We start from the raw sequence: 18,449 nt of genomic DNA on the forward strand, positions 1-18,449 counted from the left end.
ACGGTGCAACTAGTGCGACCAGGGCATGCTAAGGAACGCCGCCGACAAGATGGCGGTTGCGGGCACTGCAGCACGTTCGCTTAGGCCGGAGTCCAGATTCCGTTGTTCCAGAACCCCCAATTGCCCGGGCCAGTCGGATTCCACATCAGCTGAGCCCCCGGCGCCCACGCCGGCTGGGGTGGCGGCGGAGGCGCCCAGACGGGCGGTGGCCCCCAGGGTCCCGCGCCCGCCGGGTAACTCTGGCCCGCCGGACCTTGCCAGTCGTGGCAGTGATTCCAGTCCCAGTCGTAGACCCTGCCCCAGCTCGCGTCCCACGGATTGCCCGGGCACCAATGCGAGGTCGGGGCTGGGACGGCCTGGGCCACTCCACCCGTCAGCCCTAGAGCGGACAACACCAACCCGCAACCCACCACGATCCTCGTAGACCGCCGGACCGACGCCTCCGCCTGCTTGACAGTCGCCATCTGTCAAGCATGGTCGACGTGAGACCTGTCCGCTAGACGGCGCGGCGAGGTTTTGACATCAGGCCGCGACTTGCGCCGGCTGCTCTGCCGGTTCACGGGAACCTCGCCGGGGGGCAATCCATGGGAACAATGCAAGACCGCTCACCACGATCAGGCCCACGGCCTGAACCAGGATGTACTGGGTAAGACCGCGTTCGTAGACCACGTTGGCGATCACCATCGCCCCTAGGCTTGCCACGTATAAGACGACCAGACCGAGGGTGAACGGTTCGAACGATGGATGAGATTTGACGGAGCGCAGTGCGGTCACGGTGACCGCGCAGTAGCCGACCACGAGCATCACGACGACCGGCCACTGAGGTCCGCCGAGCGCGGTGACGACGGTGACCGGCGACATCAGGATGGGCCCGGTTAGCAGGACCACCAGGGCTGCGAGCGGTGGAAACGCGCCCATTGCCTTCGCATTCGACCATCGTGCGATACCACTACTGGCCAAACCGTCGATTCGGGGCGCGGCCCAAAGCATGATGAAGATGAAGACGGCGTCCCAGATGCCCTGCCAACAGAGATCGAGCAGCGGCCAGCCGACCCAGAACTGGAAGTACTCAAAGTTCGGATTCCAGGTCCACCACACGACGTGGCGCAGATTGCCCTCAATGATGTAGGGGGCGTCGAGCGCGATCATGAATAATCCACCGGTAACGGCTCCCTGCCAACGCTTTTCGATCCCGATCGCCTCGACGACCTTGAAACCGGTGAACAGGAAAACCGGATAGAAGATCACAACGTACGCGGGCATCATCGTGGTGCCGTGCCACAAGGGGAACGCAGGCCAGTTGATCATCACCATGAAGTCGCCCTGCTTGTACATGTTGAGTGTGGCCATCCCGGCCAATTCCAGCACGAGTCCGTAGATTGTCGCTGCTGCCAGCAATGCGCAGTAGATGCGCCGTCCGCGGCGGAGCTGGACGACGCTGTATGCCACTGCGGCCACGAACATGGTCAGCAGCATGACGTCGCACAGATTCGTCTGCCAGGGAAGACCTGCGGGGTTGTTGAACACAATCAGGTTCATCTGCGCACACCTGCCATTTGACTAGACATTTCTGCCTTAACGTATGTCTCCTCGGGCCTGCCGTCAAGAATAACCAGCGGCGATCCAGATCTCGGCCATACAAATATCGGTCAGTCGTCTTGTCTCCAGCGAACTTGGTCGCTAACGTCGACGGCATGACGGACCTACAGGTGAGACGCGTTCGCTTTGACTTCGCGAGCGCCGATGTCCCGTTCAACTGGCAGCCGGAGCGGCCCGCGTTCGCAATGCAGTGCAATGCCATTTCGTTCTTTGCGCCCGGGTTCGAGAAGCTCATCGTCGACGCGACGCGGGAGGCCATCCCGCTGATGCGGGACCCGGCGGCGGCCGAGGAGGCAGAGTCCTACTTGCGTCAGGAGGCACAGCACTCTGCCGCTCACCAAAGCCATATCCGTGCGCTAATCCGACGTTGGCCCGGTTTGCAGGAAACGATGGACGAGGTCGTAGCCTCCTACGACCGTCTCACCGCCACCAAGCCGCTCGCCTGGCGCCTCGCTTATCCCGCAGTTGTCGAAGCCACGTTCACGCCGTACTTCAAGGTCTTCCTCGACCACGAGGACAAGCTGTTTCGGGCCGGGGATGAGCGGGTAGCGTCGCTGTTCCTCTGGCACTTTGTCGAGGAAATCGAGCATCGCAGTTCCGCGCTCATCGTCTACAACGCCGTGCACGACAGCTATCTGTATCGCGCAAAGACGATAGTCGGCGTGCTCGCGCATATGAATGAAATTCTGGGGATCATCTCCCGCGGCTTTCAGCAGCATGTACCGAAGGAGGACGGCGGCGAACTCGGTCAGCTATTACCAAATGGGCTCTCTGCGAGGGCAGTTCGGGCCGCGCTGCGAGCCGCGCATGAGCTCACTCAACCGGGTCAGTCGACCTACGCCGGAGTGCCCAGGGGGGAAGTCCTCGCCATGATCGCCGGTCTGATCCGCTCGCAGGGTCCGCGGCATAACCCTGAACACGAGATCATTCCCGAATTCGCCAGCAAATGGATACAACGCTACGCGGAGGAACCGAAGAGCGCCGCGCGTTGGTACTCCGTCGGAGCCGTAACGGGCTCGGACGGTCGATGACGGTTAACACGTTTCGCCCCAACGCATCCAGTGCTCACGCGGCCACCAGCCTGCCCCTAGAGTTCAACCATGCGTAGCCACGGATGGGCGGGCAACGCCCCAGCGACTGATGAAGAGGCCATCGACAGGATCCTCGACGCGGCCGACGACATCATCGCCGAACAGGGATCCTCGATGCGGCTCACCGACGTGGCGCGCACCTTGGGCGTCACCAGGCAGACGGTCTATCGCTATTTCCCGGGAACCGAGGCTCTCATGGTCGCCAGCGCAATGCGCTCGGCCCACGGCTTCCTCGACCAGCTCGCCGAGCACATCAGCGGACTCACAGAACCCGCCGCGGCGCTCGTCGAAGGTGTCGCATTCGCCGTCGAAAGCCTTGCCGGAGAACGCCAAATCGATCGTCTGTTGGGAAATGGAGCACCAGAAGGTCAGACGGTTTCCCTGACCTCCGACACGGCTCGTGCGTTCTCCCGCTCGATGCTGCATCGCCTCGACGTTGACTGGGAAATGTACGGCTTCGACGAAGCCGCGCTCGACGAGCTGGCCGAAATGGGCCTACGCACTTTGCATTCGATCCTTGTCGACCCGGGGCAGCCGCACCGAGACGGCGTCGCGTTGCGCAGGTTCATTGCCCGCTGGCTCGGCCCCGCGGTCATCTACCCGCGCCTGGCCCAAGCGATGGATGCACTGAGCTATCGTGCCGCCCCGATTCGGCAGCCGTGGCGATCCTGACGGCACCCCTTTCGCCCTATTTGTCCTAGACCGAACGTAATCCGGGCAAGAAGAGGCTTGCGACGGTGGCGGGGCTGAATGTTCCCGCACCGGTTCTCGTCCGAACCTTTGCCCCTAGTTCCGGCCCGAGACGCGTTACGCGACTGTCGCATCGTAACTGCGGGGTGGCAACAGCACGTTCCGTTTCGGTGCCGATGCCTTAACAACCACGGCCGCCCACTTCTTGGTCGGCCAGGCGTTGCTCGCAGCCGGAGTTCCACCAAGTCAGGCGTAGTTATCGGGCCGGCAGGGTTCTCCTCGCCTGCGAGACGACGCCTGGCACGGTGTTCGCCAGGTCTGGCCGACTCCTGGCGAATCTGTGAATCGTGCGATAGAACGACCAAAGTTGGCGTGGAGTAGGAACTTTCGGTAACCACGCCAACTCCCAGTGGATCCCGTTGATCGGGTCGTCGAAGAACACCGCGTAGTAGCCGGGCCAGTACTGGGGATACTCCTTCGGCTCGTCAGTGACGGGAATATCCGGCCCGATCAAGAATTCACGATGGAAGCGGTCGACCTCTCCCCTGCTTCGCGCCCACAGAGCGATGTGGTTGATTCCGACCGCTTGGTCGCGGTGTGCCAGCTTCGCTCCGGTACGCGCGGGCTGAATACCGATGTAGCTGTGCGGGTTGACGTGCCGCGTCATGTAATACGTCGACTGGTACTCCATGTTCAGCGACGAGAAGCTGCTGTAGCCGAGCCAGCCGAACAGCGAGTCGTAGAACGTGATCGAGTCGTCGTAGTCCAACACCGCAAATTCAATGTGACAGACGCCACGCCATCGCATCGTGCCCCCTCAAGACCGCTTACTACGCAATGTAGTACCTGCGGCGCTCACAATGAAGCCTCTTCTCCTGTTTCGACGTCGCCGTCAATCTCGATCGGCCCGACTCCCCGCGAGGTAGGCCGCGAGGTTGGCCAACGACGATCGAAGACCCTCGATATGGTCGTCCGCGGAAATGCCCGGCGGAACGTCATCGGCCCGGATGTCGACTCGGGTGCTGCCGGCACTCAGCGCGGTCACCGCCCAGGTCATGGTCATCGTTCCCGCGAACGAGGGGTCATCGGATTCGAAGTCGACGGCCTGCACGACCCGCTCGTCGGGCGCGATCTCGACGAACCGAGCATCTACGACATCGGAGTCGCCGCTTGACTTGCCACCCGACTCGGGCGGCTCGGCGTAGGTCAACCTCATCCGGTAGGACCCGCCGGGGCGGCCGTCGAAATGTTCGAACTCTCCGGACATACCTTGCGGCGGAAGCCATTCGACGAGCGCCTGCGGCTCCACCAGCGCGGCGTACACCCGACTCAGCGGAGCGGCAATCACCAACGAGGCGGTGTCGGTTCGTCCCATAACACCCAGGTTTCTAGACGTTGAAGCGGAACTCCACCACGTCGCCGTCGGCCATCACGTAGTCCTTGCCTTCGATCCTGACCTTGCCCGCCGCCTTGGCCGCGGCCATGGAACCGGCGGCGATCAGGTCGTCATAGGACACGATCTCGGCCTTGATGAAGCCCTTTTCGAAATCGGTGTGGATCACCCCGGCGGCCTTCGGCGCGGTGTCGCCTTGGTGAATCACCCACGCGCGCGCCTCTTTTGGGCCGGCCGTCAGAAATGTCTGCAACTTGAGGGTGTGGAAACCAGCGCGGGCCAGTGCATCGAGGCCCCGTTCGCTCTGCCCGATCGACTCCAGCAGTTCGGCGGCCGACTCGTCGTCGAGCTCGTTCAGCTCCGCTTCGATGGCCGCGTCCAGGAACACCGCGTCGGCGGGCGCCACCAGCTCACGCAGCTCGGCGGTCCGCGCCGCATCGGTCAGCACGGCCTCGTCGGCATTGAAGACATACAGAAACGGCTTGGTGGTCAACAGGTTCAGCTCTCGTAGCAAGGACGCATCCACCCCGGCGCCGAACAGGGTCTTTCCGCCGTCGAGCGTCTCCTGGGCCGCGGCCGCCGCGTCGTACACCGGCCTGCGCTCCTTATTGGTGCGGGCCTCCTTCTCCAGCCTCGGCAGAGCGCGTTCCAGGGTCTGCAGGTCGGCCAGGATCAACTCCGTCTCAACCACCTCGATGTCCGATCGGGGATCCACCTCACCGGCCACATGGGTCACATCGTCATCGGAGAACACCCGGACCACCTGGCAGATGGCGTCACATTCGCGGACGTGGGCCAGGAACTTGTTGCCCAGCCCCGCCCCCTCGGACGCGCCCTTGACCAGGCCGGCGATGTCGACGAATGTCACCGGCGCCGGCACGACGCGCTGGGACGCGAACAACTCGGCCAGCTTGTCCAGGCGCGGATCGGGCAGCGGAACGACGCCCTCGTTCGGTTCGATCGTCGCGAACGGATAGTTGGCCGCCAGTACGTTGTTGCGGGTCAGCGCGTTGAACAGCGTCGACTTACCGACGTTGGGCAGACCGACGATTCCCAGGCTCAGGCTCACAGGGACCCAAGTCTAGGGGTCGCCGGGGGCACCGGCCGCTGTGGACCATTCGTGCGCGATCGGCATGGCACGCCCGGGATCCCTACGAGGTATTTACGGGGCTTTCGGCCCATTGCCGGTACGGTCTACATGTGTCAGGACAGCGGGCAAAATCGACGGTGGAGGCCTCCCACCGCTCGATCCACCCAGATATCCCAGGTGTGCCGTGGTACGCCGCCCTGCTTCTCGCCGTCACCGCCACCGCCATCGGTTACGGAATCGACGCCGGCCAGAAGGAGCTGACGCATGTCTTCGCCGGCTTCTATATAGCCGGTTGCGTGGCCGCGGTGCTGGCAGTGCGCCAGGACGGGCTTTTCACCGCGATGATCCAGCCTCCGCTGATACTTTTCTGCGCGGTACCCGGCGCCTACTGGTTGTTCCACGACGCCAAGGTCGGCCACCTCAAAGACCTGTTGATCAACTGCGGCTATCCACTCATCGAGCGCTTCCCGCTGATGCTGGGAACCGCCGGCGTGGTGCTGCTGATCGGGCTGGCCAGATGGTACTTCGGGATGTCGCACGGGACGACCGCGACGCCGAAGAGCTCCGACGACGCGGAGGCCACCGACGCCAAGTCCGTCGTTGGCGGCATTGTCGCCAAACTGCGCGCGATCGTGCGCCCGGAATCCAATGAGGACGACGCCGACGAGGCAGTCTCGGCCAAGGCGCGGCGCACCCGCGGGGCCGGTTCCGCGTCGCGGGCCCGCCGGACGGCGCGCAGTGATCGGAGCCCCACCCGCTCCACCCGAACCCGTTCCCGCCGTACCCGGGAACCGCTCGACGACGCGGGCGAACCCGGCGAGCGGCGCTCGCCCCGGAGAGGTTCGACGACCGCCCGGGACTACGACGCCGCGGAACCGCCCCGCCGGCCACGCCGCCGCCCGAGGCCGGATGCCGATCCCGATGCGCGCGGTCAGTCCCGGGAAGGCCGTCGGGAGCCCCGCAGCCGCCGCAGCCCCTACGAGCGGCCGTACGAGCAGCCGAGGTCGCGTTTCGAAGGCTCGGATCGGTACGGGGACCCGTTTGACCCGCCCGGGTCCTCGGAGCGTTTCGGCCGCTACGACAGCTACGAGTCCCCCTACGAGCCGAGGCGACGCCGCCCCGCGCCGAACGGCAACAACGGGACGCATCACCCCATCTCGCAGGCGCGCTACCGGGGGGCCGGTGCACCAGACGAGGCCGCGCCCGAGCGGCGGAACCGCTCACGGACGTATGGCCGGCCTCAGCGACCCCCGACGGAATGGGAATACGACGGCTGAGCAGCGGCCGGCGCCCGATGTGTCAGAGCAGTGACCGGATCTCGCGCGGCAGCGCGAACACCAGGGTTTCCTGTGCCGTGCTGACCGGTTGCACCACGTCGTAGCCGTAGTCGGCGAGCCGCTCCAGCACACCGCGCACCAATACCTCGGGGACGGACGCGCCGGACGTCACGCCCACAGTGGTCACCCCTTCCAGCCATGCCGGCTGGATATCGTCGGCCCAGTCGACCAAGTGGGCGGCCGCGGCCCCGCCGCCCAGCGCCACCTCGACCAGCCGCACCGAGTTCGAGGAGTTCCGCGAACCGACGACGATCACCAGCTGGCACTCGGGGGCCATCGCCTTGACGGCGACCTGCCGGTTCTGCGTCGCGTAGCAGATGTCGTCGCTGGGCGGATCCTGCAGCTTCGGGAAGCGCTGGCGCAGCCGGTCGACGATCTCCATGGTTTCGTCGACCGACAGCGTGGTCTGCGACAGCCAGACCAGCTTGTTCTCGTCCCGGACCGTCACGTTGTCCACGGCGGCGACTCCGTCGACCAGCTGCACATGGTCGGGCGCCTCGCCCGCGGTCCCGATGACCTCCTCGTGGCCTTCGTGGCCGATGAGGAGGATGTCGTAGTCGTTGCGCGCGAACCGCCTGGCCTCGTTGTGCACCTTGGTCACCAGCGGGCAGGTGGCGTCGATGGTGTGCAGGTTGCGTGCGGCGGCCGCGGCGTGCACGGTGGGCGCGACCCCGTGCGCTGAGAACACCACGATGGAACCCTCGGGGACCTCGTCGGTCTCCTCGACGAACACCGCACCGGCCTTTTCCAAGGTGGTGACCACGTGCCGGTTGTGCACGATCTCGTGACGCACGTACACCGGCGCGCCGTGCTTTTCCAGCGCGCGTTCGACGGTCTCGACGGCTCTATCCACGCCCGCGCAGTAACCACGCGGCTCGGCCAGAAGCACTCGCTTGCGGGCTGGATCGCTGGCTACCGAGCTGGACGCGCCGGGAATTCCCATGTCGACAGTCGGCGGCATGACACCCAGGGTACGTTCTGCGGACACGGGCTTGCCAGCTCGCGCCGGCGGGCTTGGAGTTAGCGGTCGCTTAAGGCAATCTTGGACCCATGGCTACTGCACCGTATGGAGTTCGGCTACTGGTCGGCGCGGCGACAGTCGCCGTCGAGGAGACCATGAAGCTGCCGAAAACCATCCTGATGTACCCCATGACATTAGCCAGTCAGGCGGCGCACCTTGTGATGCGATTTCAGCAGAACCTCGCCGAACTGGCGATCAAGGGTGACAGCACCCTGGAGAACATCTTTCCGCCAAAGGATGAGCAGCCGGAATGGGCAACGTTCGACGAGGACCTGCCCGAAGCGGTCGAAGCGCCCGGCCCCGCCGACGACGGTATCGGCGAGGGCGATCGGCGAACCGAGGGGAGGTTCGCGTTGTACTCGCTCGCCGACGCCGCGTCCGATGCCGCCCCGTTGAAGCAGGGCAGGAAATCCGCGGACGCGCCGGCGGTTCCGCAACCGTCGGTGGTGACCGAGCTGGACTACGCGGCGCTGACGCTGGCGCAGCTGCGGGCCCGTCTGCAATCGCTGAGCGTCGACGAACTCGAAGCCCTGCTGGCATACGAGCAGGCCACCAAGGGCCGCGCGCCTTTTCAGACGCTGCTCGCCAACAGGATCACCCGCGCGAACGCGAAGTGACCCCGGCCGCACAATCCGAACCGAACTCCGCCGAGAACCCATTTCCGGTGCGCGCGGTGGCAATTCGGGTCGCCGGCTGGATCGACAAGCTCGGCACGGTATGGGTTGAGGGCCAGCTGGCCCAGATCAGCGCGCGGGCCGACTCCAAGACGGTGTTCATGGTGCTGCGCGATCCGGCTGCCGACATGTCGCTGACCGTGACCTGTTCACGCGACTTGGTGGCCAACGCGCCGGTGAAACTGACCGAGGGCACGCAGGTGGTGGTGTGCGGGAAGCCGTCGTTCTACACCGGTCGGGGCACGTTCTCGCTGCGGCTCAGCGAGATTCGCGCCGTCGGGGTGGGCGAGCTGCTGGCACGGATCGATCGGCTGCGCCGGCTGCTGGACGCCGAAGGGCTCTTCGACCCCCGGCTCAAGCGACCAATCCCCTTCCTGCCCAACATGATCGGCCTGATCACCGGCCGGGCCAGCGCCGCCGAACGCGACGTGACGACGGTGGCCACCGGACGCTGGCCCGGGGCGCGTTTCGCCGTGCGAAACACCGCGGTCCAGGGACCCAATGCGGTGGCGCAGATCGTCGAGGCGCTATACGAACTCGACCGCCAGGTCGAGGTCGACGTCATCGTGGTGGCCCGCGGCGGCGGTAGCGTCGAGGACCTGTTGCCGTTCTCCGACGAGACGCTGTGCCGCGCCATCGCGGCGTGCCGAACCCCGGTCATCAGCGCGGTCGGTCACGAACCCGACAATCCGCTGTGCGACCTGGTTGCCGACCTGCGCGCCGCCACCCCGACCGACGCGGCCAAGAAGGTCGTGCCCGACACCGCTGCCGAGCAGCGCCTGATCGATGATCTGCGCCGGCGAAGCGCGCAGGCGCTGCGCAACTGGGTGGCTCGCGAACAACGCGCGCTGGCCCAGGTCCGCAGCCGCCCGGTGCTCGCCGAACCGCTGACGGTCCTGACGGCGCGCGCCGAGGAGATTCATCGCGCCCGGGTGGCGATTCGCCGCGACGTCACCCGCCTGGCCGCCGCGGAGACGGAGCGCGTCGGTCACCTGAGCGCGCGGCTGGCGACGCTGGGCCCGGCGGCCACCCTGGCCCGCGGCTATGCCGTGGTGCAGGCGGTGCCGGACTCCGGGGCCCCGGTGGTGCTGCGGTCGGTCGCCGACGCGCCCGCCGGCAGCCGGCTACGGGTGCGGGTGGCCGACGGCGCGATCGCCGCGGTGAGCGAAGGGCAGACCGATGGCCGGTGAAGACGAGCAGTCAATGACGCCTATTAGTAACCTCGGCTACGAAGCGTGCCGGGACGAGCTGATCGAAGTCGTCCGCCTGCTGGAGCAGGGAGGCCTGGATCTCGACGCGTCGCTGAAACTGTGGGAAAGGGGCGAGGAGCTTGCAAAAATGTGCGAGGAACACTTAGCTGGCGCCCGCAAGCGGATTGAGGATGCGCTCGCGGCCGGCCAGGCGGACGACGCCTGATCTCGGCCAATTTGCGAAACGCAAACCATGATCATTTTCGAAATTGGAACACGTTTCAGTTATGCTGCGGCCCATGGCTGATGCATCACTGACCACCGAACTCGGCCGCGTCCTCGTCACCGGCGGCTCCGGGTTCGTCGGCGCCAATCTGGTCACCACCCTGCTGGACCGCGGCCACCACGTGCGCTCGTTCGACCGCGCGCCGTCGCCGCTTGCGCAGCACCCGCAACTGGATGTGCTCGAGGGCGACATCACCGACACGGCGATCTGCGCCCAAGCGGTGGACGGCATCGACACCATCTTCCACACCGCGGCGATCATCGATTTGATGGGTGGCGCGTCGGTGACGGACGCATACCGGCAGCGCAGCTTCGGGGTCAACGTCGGCGGCACCGAGAACCTGGTGCACGCCGGGCAGGCGGCGGGGGTGAAGCGATTCGTCTACACCTCGTCCAACAGCGTCGTGATGGGCGGCCAAAACATCCCCGGCGGGGACGAGACGCTGCCCTACACCAACCGGTTCAACGACCTGTATACCGAGACGAAGGTCGTCGCCGAGCGGTTCGTGCTGTCGCAGAACGGCATTGGCGAAATGTTGACCTGCGCGATTCGGCCCAGCGGAATCTGGGGCCGCGGCGATCAGACGATGTTCCGCAGGCTGTTCGAAAGCGTGATCGCCGGCCACGTCAAGGTGCTGATCGGCCGCAAGTCGGCCCGACTGGATAACTCCTACGTGCACAACCTCATTCACGGTTTCATCCTGGCCGCCCAGCACCTCGTCCCCGGGGGCGCGGCGCCGGGTCAGGCGTACTTCATCAACGACGACGAACCGATCAACATGTTCGAGTTCGCGCGGCCGGTCGTCGAGGCGTGCGGCGTGAACTGGCCCCGGGTACGGGTCAACGGCCCCCTCGTCCGCGCGGCGATGACCGGTTGGCAGCGGCTGCATTTCCGCTTCGGCATACCCGCGCCGCTGCTCGAGCCGCTGGCCGTGGAGCGACTGTATCTGGACAATTACTTCTCGATCGCCAAGGCCCGCCGCGACCTCGGCTATGAGCCCCCATTCACCACCGAACAGGCGATGGCGGAATGCCTGCCCTATTACGTCGACATGTTCAATCGCATGAAATGCCAGGCGCAGCAGGCTAAGCCCGCGGGGTAGCACGGCGATTCCCCATTGCGACATCGGGGATACCAATGCGACAGACTGAACCCATGACGCTCCTCCGCGCCGATCCCGTCCTCGCGGTGCACGACCTTGACCGTGCGGCGGAGTGGTTCACCCGAATACTGAATTGCACGGTGACGGAGCCCGACCCGGGCAATTGGGCATTCTGCTCGGCCGGGTCGGTGACGTTCAGGCTCGGCCGCTGCCCGGAGTCGTTGCCGGCGTCGGACCTCGGGGACCACAGTTACATCGCGTATTTGACCGTCGCGGGCATCGACGAGTACCACAGGCGCGCTCTCGCTGAAGGAGCCGACATTCTCAAGCCCCCGACGATCGAACCCTGGGGCCGCCGCGAGATGGGTCTGCGATCGCCCGACGGACACCGGTTCATGCTCTCGGAGCCGCTGTAGCTTCGGCCTTGGCGGACCTACCGGAAACCCACCATCTCGCTGCCCCAGGCCGCGCGGATGTTCGCATCGACATCGTGCGCGACGGTGTCGCGCTTGTCGATGACCAGGCAAACGCGATCGGCCTCCCGGTAGGGCCTCCAGTCCGGCTCGCCGGCCGGGCCCGCCGGCTTTGACTGCGCAGCGAAATTGATCCACCGGGTGCGCATTCTCTTGGAGACCGCCTTGGCGGTTTTGCTGCCGCCCAGTTTCAGCGTGGGATCCTTCGGCGCCCCGAGATTGCCCCAAACGTAGGGCAATTCGGTGGCGTGAGCGGCATTGACCAACAGCAGCTTCAGTAGTGGGGTCGCATAATCGAACCGGTACAGGTACACCGGTGCCACGCGGGCGTGGCCCTCGGCCAGCCAGACCGAGGGCATGCGGAACCCGACGTCGGTTGCGATGCTCAAACTCCTTGCCCTGCGCCGCAACCGAGAATACGTCAACCCGATCTGCTCGTCCGTCGGCAATTGCAGGTCGGGTTGCTCGGCGGCGATCTGGTCGAACATCGACGTGATCGCGCGAGGCGTGATCGGCATCAGCCGCGACCGCATCAGCCGGAAGAGCGCCGCCTCGTGCTTGTTGGTCCCGATGACCAAGGGGACCGGCAGCGAGCGGCCCTCCTGCACGCGCTTGACCGGGTAGTCGTCCAGCAACTCGCCGTCGATGATCGGGACGAACGCCAGGAGGCCCGGATTACGCACGGGCACTTCATCGAAGACCTCTTGGGAAGCGGCAAGCAGCACCGCGGTCGGCACGTCGGGCAACCGGTCCGCGTCGACGTCAAGCCTGTCGAGGACGGTCTCGGCGACGCGCTCGGCCCTGCGCCGGTCGTATACCGACGTGGCCGGTGAACTCTGGGCGATCGCGCGGGCGAACAGCCCCCCGGCCGACGGGCTGGCCAGCAGGGTCGTCACGATCCCCGCGCCGGCGGACTCACCGAATAGCGTGACGTTGCAAGGATCGCCGCCGAACGCCGCGATGTTGTCGCGCACCCAGCCCAGTGCGGCCAGCACGTCGCGCAGCCCGACGTTGGAGTCGAACCGCCGCCGCGAACTGCTAAACGACGACAGGTCCATGAAACCGAGCGCTCCCACTCGGTAGTTGACCGTGACCACGATGACCTCGCCGTCGCCGGCCAGCCGCCGCCCATCGTAGAGCGCCTGACTGCCCGATCCCAGGACGTACGCGCCCCCGTGGAGCCACACCATCACGGGCTTTCCGTCGCCCGGCTGGGTGCCAGACGACGCCCAGACGTTCAGCCGCAGGCAGTCTTCGCCCTGCGGCGCGCCCAAATCGAGCGGCATGTTGGGGAAGACCGGCTGCGGGCAGGCCGGCCCGTAGCGGGTGGCGTCGGCGACCTTCTTCCACCGCTCGGGGGGCTGCGGCGCCCGGAAGCGCAGCGCGCCGACGGGCGGGGCGGCGTACCGGATGCCCTTCCACGAGCTGACGCGGCCGTCGTCGGCGCCGCGGACGGGGCCGAAGGCGGTTTCGACCACCCGGTCACTGGTCGTTGTCGTCATGCGTGTGGAACTTTCCTAACCAAGGCGCTCGGTGAGGAACTCGACTACCCGCTTGCGGGCCTCGTACGCCGGCTGGCCGTCGACTTCGCGGACCTCGTCGGTCAACACCGAGTGCGCCAGCTTGCCGAAACCGCCCACATTGCCCGGCCGCGAGTCGATCTCGATCACCTCGAACGCGTCACCGAGGCGCTCCTTGAGCACCGCGAACCGTTCGCGCGGCACGGCGCTGTCCTCGCTGAACCGCAGACCCATCGCGCATAGGCCGTCGTTGGCGCAGCGATCGGCCACGGTGGCCAGTTCTGATTCGCTCAGGCCGGGATCGCGGCGCCGCGCACGCCCCAGCGGCAGCGGTACCGACGGCTGCGAAAGCACCGGGGCCAGCACGGCGTCGTCGACCGCGACGGCCAGCGCGAAACCGCCCGTGAAGCATTGGCCGATCACGCCGACACCCTTGCCGGGGGTCGACGCGTTGAGGTCACGGGCCAGCGCGCGCAGGAACATCGACACCGGCCGCTGCTTGTTCGTCGCGAAGGCCGCGAATTCCTTTGCCACACAAGCCCGGCTGATCGAGGAGGCGATGTAACCGACCGTCTTGGGTTTGCCCGGCTCACCGAACAGCGACGGCATGGCGACGGTGAAGCCGTTGTCCACCAGGTGATTGCCCAGGGCCAGCACGCCGGGGTGGATCCCGGGTATCTCGGGAATCAGCACCACCCCCGGGCCGCTGCCCTTGCGGTAGACGTCATGGGTGTAGCCGCCTCCGCTGAACGGCGCCGCCGACCATCCGGATAGATCTGCTTGGGGTGCAGTCACGCTCGGCCTTCCTTCAGCGCGCGGGTAACGGCGGCTGCGATTGCGTCGCCGACGCCAGCGTACGGAACTGATCGGTGTTGCCGGCACCGGTTATCGCGATTTGGGTGGCCCCGGTCGGGCCGGTGAGCCGGGTGGTCCACACCGGCTCGGCGTCCGCCCCGCTCTGGCCGGCGCCGTTGTAGACCACCCAGTTGGTCCCGGCGACGTCGACCGTTCCGCCCGGATACGCCGACGAATGGATCGAGCCCACCAGCTTGTCCTCGTCGGCGTTGCTCTGGGTGAGGCTCAGATACATCCCGCTCGGGCTGATGTAGCCGACGACCGAGATGGCCGCGTTCACCCGTTGACCGGTCGAGGGATCGGTGCGCCCGCCCTGGATGCCGCCGCGACTGCCGGAGTTGGCCTGCCAGCCGGCGGGCAGCTTGGGCAGCCGAATGGGGAAGCCGAGCGTCGCGGCGTCGGCCCGCAGCGCCGCCGGCGCGTCGTAGGACGGGACGGCGCCCTGGTGACTGCCGGGCTGGAACGAGCACATCCCCACCAGACCGGCCAGCAAAATGCACCCGATGACCAGCGGCATCAGTGACCAGAACATGTCGCGGCCGTCCTGCAGCAACCGCGGTTTGGCCGGCCTGGCAGCCGGTCCGGCCGCGCGGGCCGGCTCGCCGGCTACCTGGCCCTCCGAGCTGGCATTCAGCGGCGGCTCTTCGGTCATCCCCCGAGTATCCCAGTTCCAGCAGACCGATCAGCTTCTGGGACAATCTCCAACCATGACAGTTGAGGGCAACCGCCCATCTGGACGGCCACGTGGTGAAGCCCCGGACCGCAACCTGGCCCTGGAACTGGTCCGGGTGACCGAGGCCGGCGCCATGGCGGCCGGCCGCTGGGTGGGCCGCGGCGACAAAGAGGGCGGCGACGGCGCGGCAGTCGACGCGATGCGCGAACTGGTCAACACGGTGTCGATGCGCGGCGTGGTGGTCATCGGCGAGGGCGAGAAGGACCATGCGCCGATGCTCTACAACGGCGAGGAGGTCGGCAACGGCGACGGCCCGGAGTGCGACTTCGCCGTGGATCCGATCGACGGCACCACGTTGATGAGCAAGGGCATGCCCAACGCCATCTCGGTCCTGGCGGTCGCCGACCGCGGCGCGATGTTCGACCCGTCGGCGGTGTTCTACATGAACAAGATCGCCGTCGGGCCCGAGGCCGCCAACGTGCTCGACATCACCGCCCCGATCGCCGAGAACATCAAGGCCGTGGCCAAGGTGAAAGCGCTGTCGGTACGCGACATGACCGTGTGCATCCTGGACCGGCCCCGGCACGCCCAGCTGATCGAGGACGTGCGGCTGACCGGTGCCCGCATCCGGCTGATCACCGACGGCGACGTCGCCGGCGCCATCTCGGCCTGCCGGCCGCACTCGGGCACCGACATGCTGGCCGGGATCGGCGGCACGCCCGAGGGGATCATCGCCGCCGCCGCGATCCGGTGTATGGGCGGCGCCATCCAGGCGCAGCTGGCACCCAAGGACGACGAGGAACGCCAGAAGGCGATCGACGCCGGCCACGACGTCGATCGGGTGCTGACCACCGAGGACCTGGTGTCCGGCGAGAACGTCTTCTTCTGCGCCACCGGGGTCACCAACGGCGACCTGCTCAGCGGCGTGCAGTACTACCCCGGCGGCTGCACCACGCAGTCGATCGTGATGCGGTCGAAGTCGGGCACTGTCCGAATGATCGAGGCCTATCACCGGCTCTCGAAGCTCAACGAGTACTCCGCGATCGACTTCACCGGCGACAGCACCGCCGCCTATCCCCTGCCCTGACCGACACCAGCGAGGACTGCTACCTATGGCCGATAGCGCCACCGATACCGAATACCGCATCGAACACGACACCATGGGCGAGGTCCGGGTACCCGCAAAGGCGTTGTGGCGCGCACAAACCCAGCGCGCCGTGGAGAACTTTCCCATCTCGGGCCGGGGCCTGGAGCGCACCCAGATCCGCGCCCTGGGCCTGCTGAAGGGCGCGTGCGCGCAGGTCAACAAGGACCTCGGGTTGCTGGCACCGGAGAAGGCGGACGCCATCATCGCCGCGGCCGCCGAAATCGCCGACGGCCAACACGACGACCAGTTCCCCATCGACGTCTTCCAGACCGGGTCGGGCACCAGCTCCAACATGAACACCAACGAGGTGATCGCGAGCATCGCCGCGGCCAACGGTGTCACGGTGCACCCCAACGACGACGTGAACATGTCGCAGTCGTCCAACGACACCTTCCCGACCGCCACCCACATCGCGGCGACCGAGGCCGCGGTGCGTCACCTGATCCCGGCGCTCGAGGTGTTGCACGAAGCGCTGGAGAGCAAGGCCCGCGAATGGCACACCGTGGTCAAGTCGGGCCGCACCCATCTGATGGACGCCGTTCCGGTGACCCTCGGCCAGGAATTCAGCGGCTACGCCCGCCAGATCGAGGCGGGGATCGAGCGGGTGCGCGCCACGCTGCCACGGCTGGGCGAGCTGGCGATCGGCGGGACCGCGGTCGGCACCGGCCTCAACGCCCCCGACGGCTTCGGAGCCCGGGTGGTAGAGACGCTGATCGCGTCCACCGGGCTGAACGAATTGCGCACGGCCGCCAACTCTTTCGAAGCTCAGGCGGCGCGCGACGGTTTGGTCGAGGCCTCCGGCGCCCTGCGCACCATCGCGGTGTCGCTGACCAAGATCGCCAACGACATCCGCTGGATGGGGTCGGGCCCACTGACCGGCCTGGCGGAGATCCAGCTGCCGGACCTGCAGCCGGGTAGCTCGATCATGCCGGGCAAGGTGAATCCCGTTCTGCCGGAAGCAGTTACGCAGGTAGCCGCCCAGGTGATCGGCAATGACGCCGCGGTGGCCGTCGGCGGCTTGTCCGGCGCGTTCGAACTGAACGTCTACATCCCGATGATGGCCCGCAACATCCTCGAGTCGTTCAAGCTGCTGACCAACGTGTCGAGGCTGTTCGCGGACCGGTGCATCACCGGCCTGGTCGCCAACGTCGACCACCTTCGGGAGCTGGCCGAATCGTCGCCGTCGATCGTGACGCCGCTCAACTCGGCGATCGGCTACGAGGAGGCCGCCGCGGTGGCCAAGCAGGCCCTCAAGGAACGCAAGACGATTCGCCAGACCGTGATCGACCGCGGCCTGATCGGCGAGAAGCTCTCGGAAGAAGAACTGGACCGCCGCCTGGATGTCTTGGCGATGGCCAAGGTCAAGCCGGCGAAGTAGGCGGGTGGTGCAGCGATGACGACTCCTCCCGGCGGCCCCTACGGCCAGGGGCCTTACGGAAATCCGTATGGGCAGCAACCCTATTGGGGCGGCCAGCCCCAGGGCGGCCCGCAACCGTACCCGCCGACCGGCCCTTACCAGTATCCGCCCCAGGCGTATCCGCAAGCGGGACAGCCGTTCCCGCCCGGAGCGTACCCACCCGGGCCCCCACCCGGGGGCCCGGGCTCGAAGCTGCCCTGGCTGATCGTCGGGGGCCTCGTCATCCTGGCCGTCATCGCGCTGGTGGCCACCCTGGTCGTGATGCGCGGCGGCAGCCACGGCAAGTCCCCGGCCGCCGGGCCGTCGTCGACCAGCAGCACGACCAGCCAACCGAAGGGTCAGCAGACCGCCACCGACTGCACCCCGAACGTGTCCGGCGGTGAGATACCGCGGACGGACTCGATCGCCGCCGGCAAGCTCTCGTTCCCGGCCAGCGCGGTGCCGCCCAACTGGACGGTGTTCTCCGACGACCAGAACCCGAACCTGATCGGCGCCGTGGGTGTCGCCCAGGAAGTGCCCGGGGCCAGTCAGTGGATGATGACGGCGGAGGTCGGCGTCAGCAACCTCGTCTCCAGCATGGACGTCACCGCCCAGGCGTCGAAGTTGTTGCAGTGCATCGCCAACGGGCCCGGATACGCGAACGCGTCGCCCACCTTGGGACCGACCAAGACGTCGTCGATCACCGTTGACGGGACCAAGGCCGCCCGCGCCGACGGCGACGTCACGATCGCCGACCGCACCCGCAACGTCAAAGGCGACTCCGTCAGCGTCATCGCCGTCGACACCAAACCGGTCACCGTGTTCGTGGGCAGCACACCCATCGGTGATAGCGCTTCCGCGGACATCATCGGGCGGATCATCGCCGCGCTGAAGGTCGCGAAGTCCTGACGC

At 66.7% G+C, this 18,449-nt stretch carries 20 protein-coding genes; 11 read left to right on the forward strand and 9 right to left on the reverse strand.

What is annotated here, in order from left to right:
• Positions 1-80 precede the first annotated feature (80 nt).
• Together A5750_RS25120 and A5750_RS03595 are read right to left on the reverse strand one after the other, a co-directional pair.
• Positions 81-464, reverse strand: coding sequence for a hypothetical protein (locus tag A5750_RS25120; protein WP_197505336.1), 384 nt, complete (start codon positions 462-464; stop codon positions 81-83).
• A gap of 58 nt (positions 465-522) precedes the next feature.
• Positions 523-1,539 carry a hypothetical protein gene (locus A5750_RS03595; RefSeq protein ID WP_066948072.1) on the reverse strand — a complete coding sequence of 339 codons (1,017 nt, stop codon included), beginning with the start codon at positions 1,537-1,539 and terminating at the stop codon, positions 523-525.
• 155 nt (positions 1,540-1,694) lie between these two features.
• Between A5750_RS03595 and A5750_RS03600 the strand changes: the two genes are divergently transcribed.
• Positions 1,695-2,630, forward strand: a complete 936-nt coding sequence (locus A5750_RS03600; RefSeq protein WP_066948075.1) for a metal-dependent hydrolase — start codon at positions 1,695-1,697, stop codon at positions 2,628-2,630.
• 69 nt (positions 2,631-2,699) lie between these two features.
• Entirely contained in the window at positions 2,700-3,362 is a 663-nt protein-coding gene (locus A5750_RS03605; protein WP_066948080.1) for a TetR/AcrR family transcriptional regulator, read from the forward strand.
• Positions 3,363-3,636: 274 nt separating this feature from the next.
• Here A5750_RS03605 and A5750_RS03610 read toward each other — a convergent pair whose 3' ends face one another.
• The 3 genes from A5750_RS03610 to ychF form a co-directional block, all read right to left on the reverse strand.
• Positions 3,637-4,188: a VOC family protein gene (locus tag A5750_RS03610; protein ID WP_067261240.1), complete on the reverse strand. Its 552-nt coding sequence runs from the start codon at positions 4,186-4,188 to the stop codon at positions 3,637-3,639.
• A gap of 84 nt (positions 4,189-4,272) precedes the next feature.
• The gene (locus tag A5750_RS03615) at positions 4,273-4,755 is read right to left on the reverse strand and encodes an SRPBCC family protein (RefSeq protein WP_067261242.1); all 483 of its coding nucleotides are present in this window, start codon (positions 4,753-4,755) and stop codon (positions 4,273-4,275) included.
• Positions 4,756-4,768: 13 nt separating this feature from the next.
• Complete coding sequence (gene ychF / locus A5750_RS03620; protein WP_067261245.1) at positions 4,769-5,842, reverse strand: redox-regulated ATPase YchF; 1,074 nt, start codon at positions 5,840-5,842, stop codon at positions 4,769-4,771.
• Between the two features lie 131 nt (positions 5,843-5,973).
• Between ychF and A5750_RS03625 the strand changes: the two genes are divergently transcribed.
• A complete protein-coding gene (locus A5750_RS03625) occupies positions 5,974-7,140 on the forward strand; it encodes a DUF6542 domain-containing protein (RefSeq protein WP_197505337.1) in 1,167 nt (388 codons plus the stop codon).
• A 22-nt stretch (positions 7,141-7,162) separates the two neighbouring features.
• Here the strand turns inward: A5750_RS03625 and A5750_RS03630 are convergent, their stop codons facing one another.
• Positions 7,163-8,161, reverse strand: a complete 999-nt coding sequence (locus tag A5750_RS03630; RefSeq protein WP_066948109.1) for a 4-hydroxy-3-methylbut-2-enyl diphosphate reductase — start codon at positions 8,159-8,161, stop codon at positions 7,163-7,165.
• 89 nt (positions 8,162-8,250) lie between these two features.
• Between A5750_RS03630 and A5750_RS03635 the strand changes: the two genes are divergently transcribed.
• The 5 genes from A5750_RS03635 (at position 8,251) to A5750_RS03655 (ending at position 11,889) form a co-directional block, all read left to right on the forward strand.
• A complete protein-coding gene (locus A5750_RS03635; protein WP_066948112.1) occupies positions 8,251-8,838 on the forward strand; it encodes a lipid droplet-associated protein in 588 nt (195 codons plus the stop codon).
• Positions 8,835-10,085, forward strand: coding sequence for an exodeoxyribonuclease VII large subunit (gene xseA, locus A5750_RS03640; RefSeq protein WP_067261250.1), 1,251 nt, complete (start codon positions 8,835-8,837; stop codon positions 10,083-10,085). Before A5750_RS03635 ends, xseA begins: the two co-directional genes overlap by 4 nt.
• The gene (locus A5750_RS03645) at positions 10,075-10,311 is read left to right on the forward strand and encodes an exodeoxyribonuclease VII small subunit (RefSeq protein ID WP_066948115.1); all 237 of its coding nucleotides are present in this window, start codon (positions 10,075-10,077) and stop codon (positions 10,309-10,311) included. The genes xseA and A5750_RS03645 overlap by 11 nt, the downstream gene beginning before the upstream one ends.
• Positions 10,312-10,372: 61 nt before the next feature.
• The gene (locus A5750_RS03650) at positions 10,373-11,473 is read left to right on the forward strand and encodes an NAD-dependent epimerase/dehydratase family protein (protein ID WP_066948118.1); all 1,101 of its coding nucleotides are present in this window, start codon (positions 10,373-10,375) and stop codon (positions 11,471-11,473) included.
• Between the two features lie 53 nt (positions 11,474-11,526).
• Entirely contained in the window at positions 11,527-11,889 is a 363-nt protein-coding gene (locus A5750_RS03655) for a VOC family protein (RefSeq protein WP_067261252.1), read from the forward strand.
• Between the two features lie 17 nt (positions 11,890-11,906).
• Here A5750_RS03655 and A5750_RS03660 read toward each other — a convergent pair whose 3' ends face one another.
• Genes A5750_RS03660 through A5750_RS03670 form a run of 3 tightly spaced genes read right to left on the reverse strand, consistent with a single transcriptional unit; the run spans position 11,907 to position 14,973 of the window.
• Positions 11,907-13,448, reverse strand: coding sequence for a carboxylesterase/lipase family protein (locus tag A5750_RS03660; protein ID WP_067261255.1), 1,542 nt, complete (start codon positions 13,446-13,448; stop codon positions 11,907-11,909).
• Positions 13,449-13,463: 15 nt separating this feature from the next.
• The gene (locus A5750_RS03665) at positions 13,464-14,261 is read right to left on the reverse strand and encodes a dienelactone hydrolase family protein (RefSeq protein ID WP_066948127.1); all 798 of its coding nucleotides are present in this window, start codon (positions 14,259-14,261) and stop codon (positions 13,464-13,466) included.
• Positions 14,262-14,274: 13 nt separating this feature from the next.
• A complete protein-coding gene (locus tag A5750_RS03670) occupies positions 14,275-14,973 on the reverse strand; it encodes a DUF4245 domain-containing protein (RefSeq protein ID WP_066948130.1) in 699 nt (232 codons plus the stop codon).
• A gap of 55 nt (positions 14,974-15,028) precedes the next feature.
• Here A5750_RS03670 and glpX point away from each other — a divergent pair, with 55 nt between their 5' ends.
• From glpX to A5750_RS03685, 3 genes are read left to right on the forward strand one after another with little or no spacing between them, the layout of a single operon-like run.
• The gene (gene glpX / locus A5750_RS03675) at positions 15,029-16,081 is read left to right on the forward strand and encodes a class II fructose-bisphosphatase (protein ID WP_082948385.1); all 1,053 of its coding nucleotides are present in this window, start codon (positions 15,029-15,031) and stop codon (positions 16,079-16,081) included.
• Positions 16,082-16,106: 25 nt separating this feature from the next.
• Positions 16,107-17,519 (forward strand): class II fumarate hydratase, encoded by a 1,413-nt coding sequence (locus A5750_RS03680; RefSeq protein WP_066948133.1) that lies wholly within the window; start codon positions 16,107-16,109, stop codon positions 17,517-17,519.
• Between the two features lie 15 nt (positions 17,520-17,534).
• Complete coding sequence (locus tag A5750_RS03685) at positions 17,535-18,446, forward strand: hypothetical protein (protein WP_066948136.1); 912 nt, start codon at positions 17,535-17,537, stop codon at positions 18,444-18,446.
• Positions 18,447-18,449 lie beyond the last annotated feature (3 nt).

The sequence above is a fragment of the Mycobacterium sp. 852002-51613_SCH5001154 genome (assembly GCF_001667425.1).
Lineage (GTDB): Bacteria > Actinomycetota > Actinomycetes > Mycobacteriales > Mycobacteriaceae > Mycobacterium.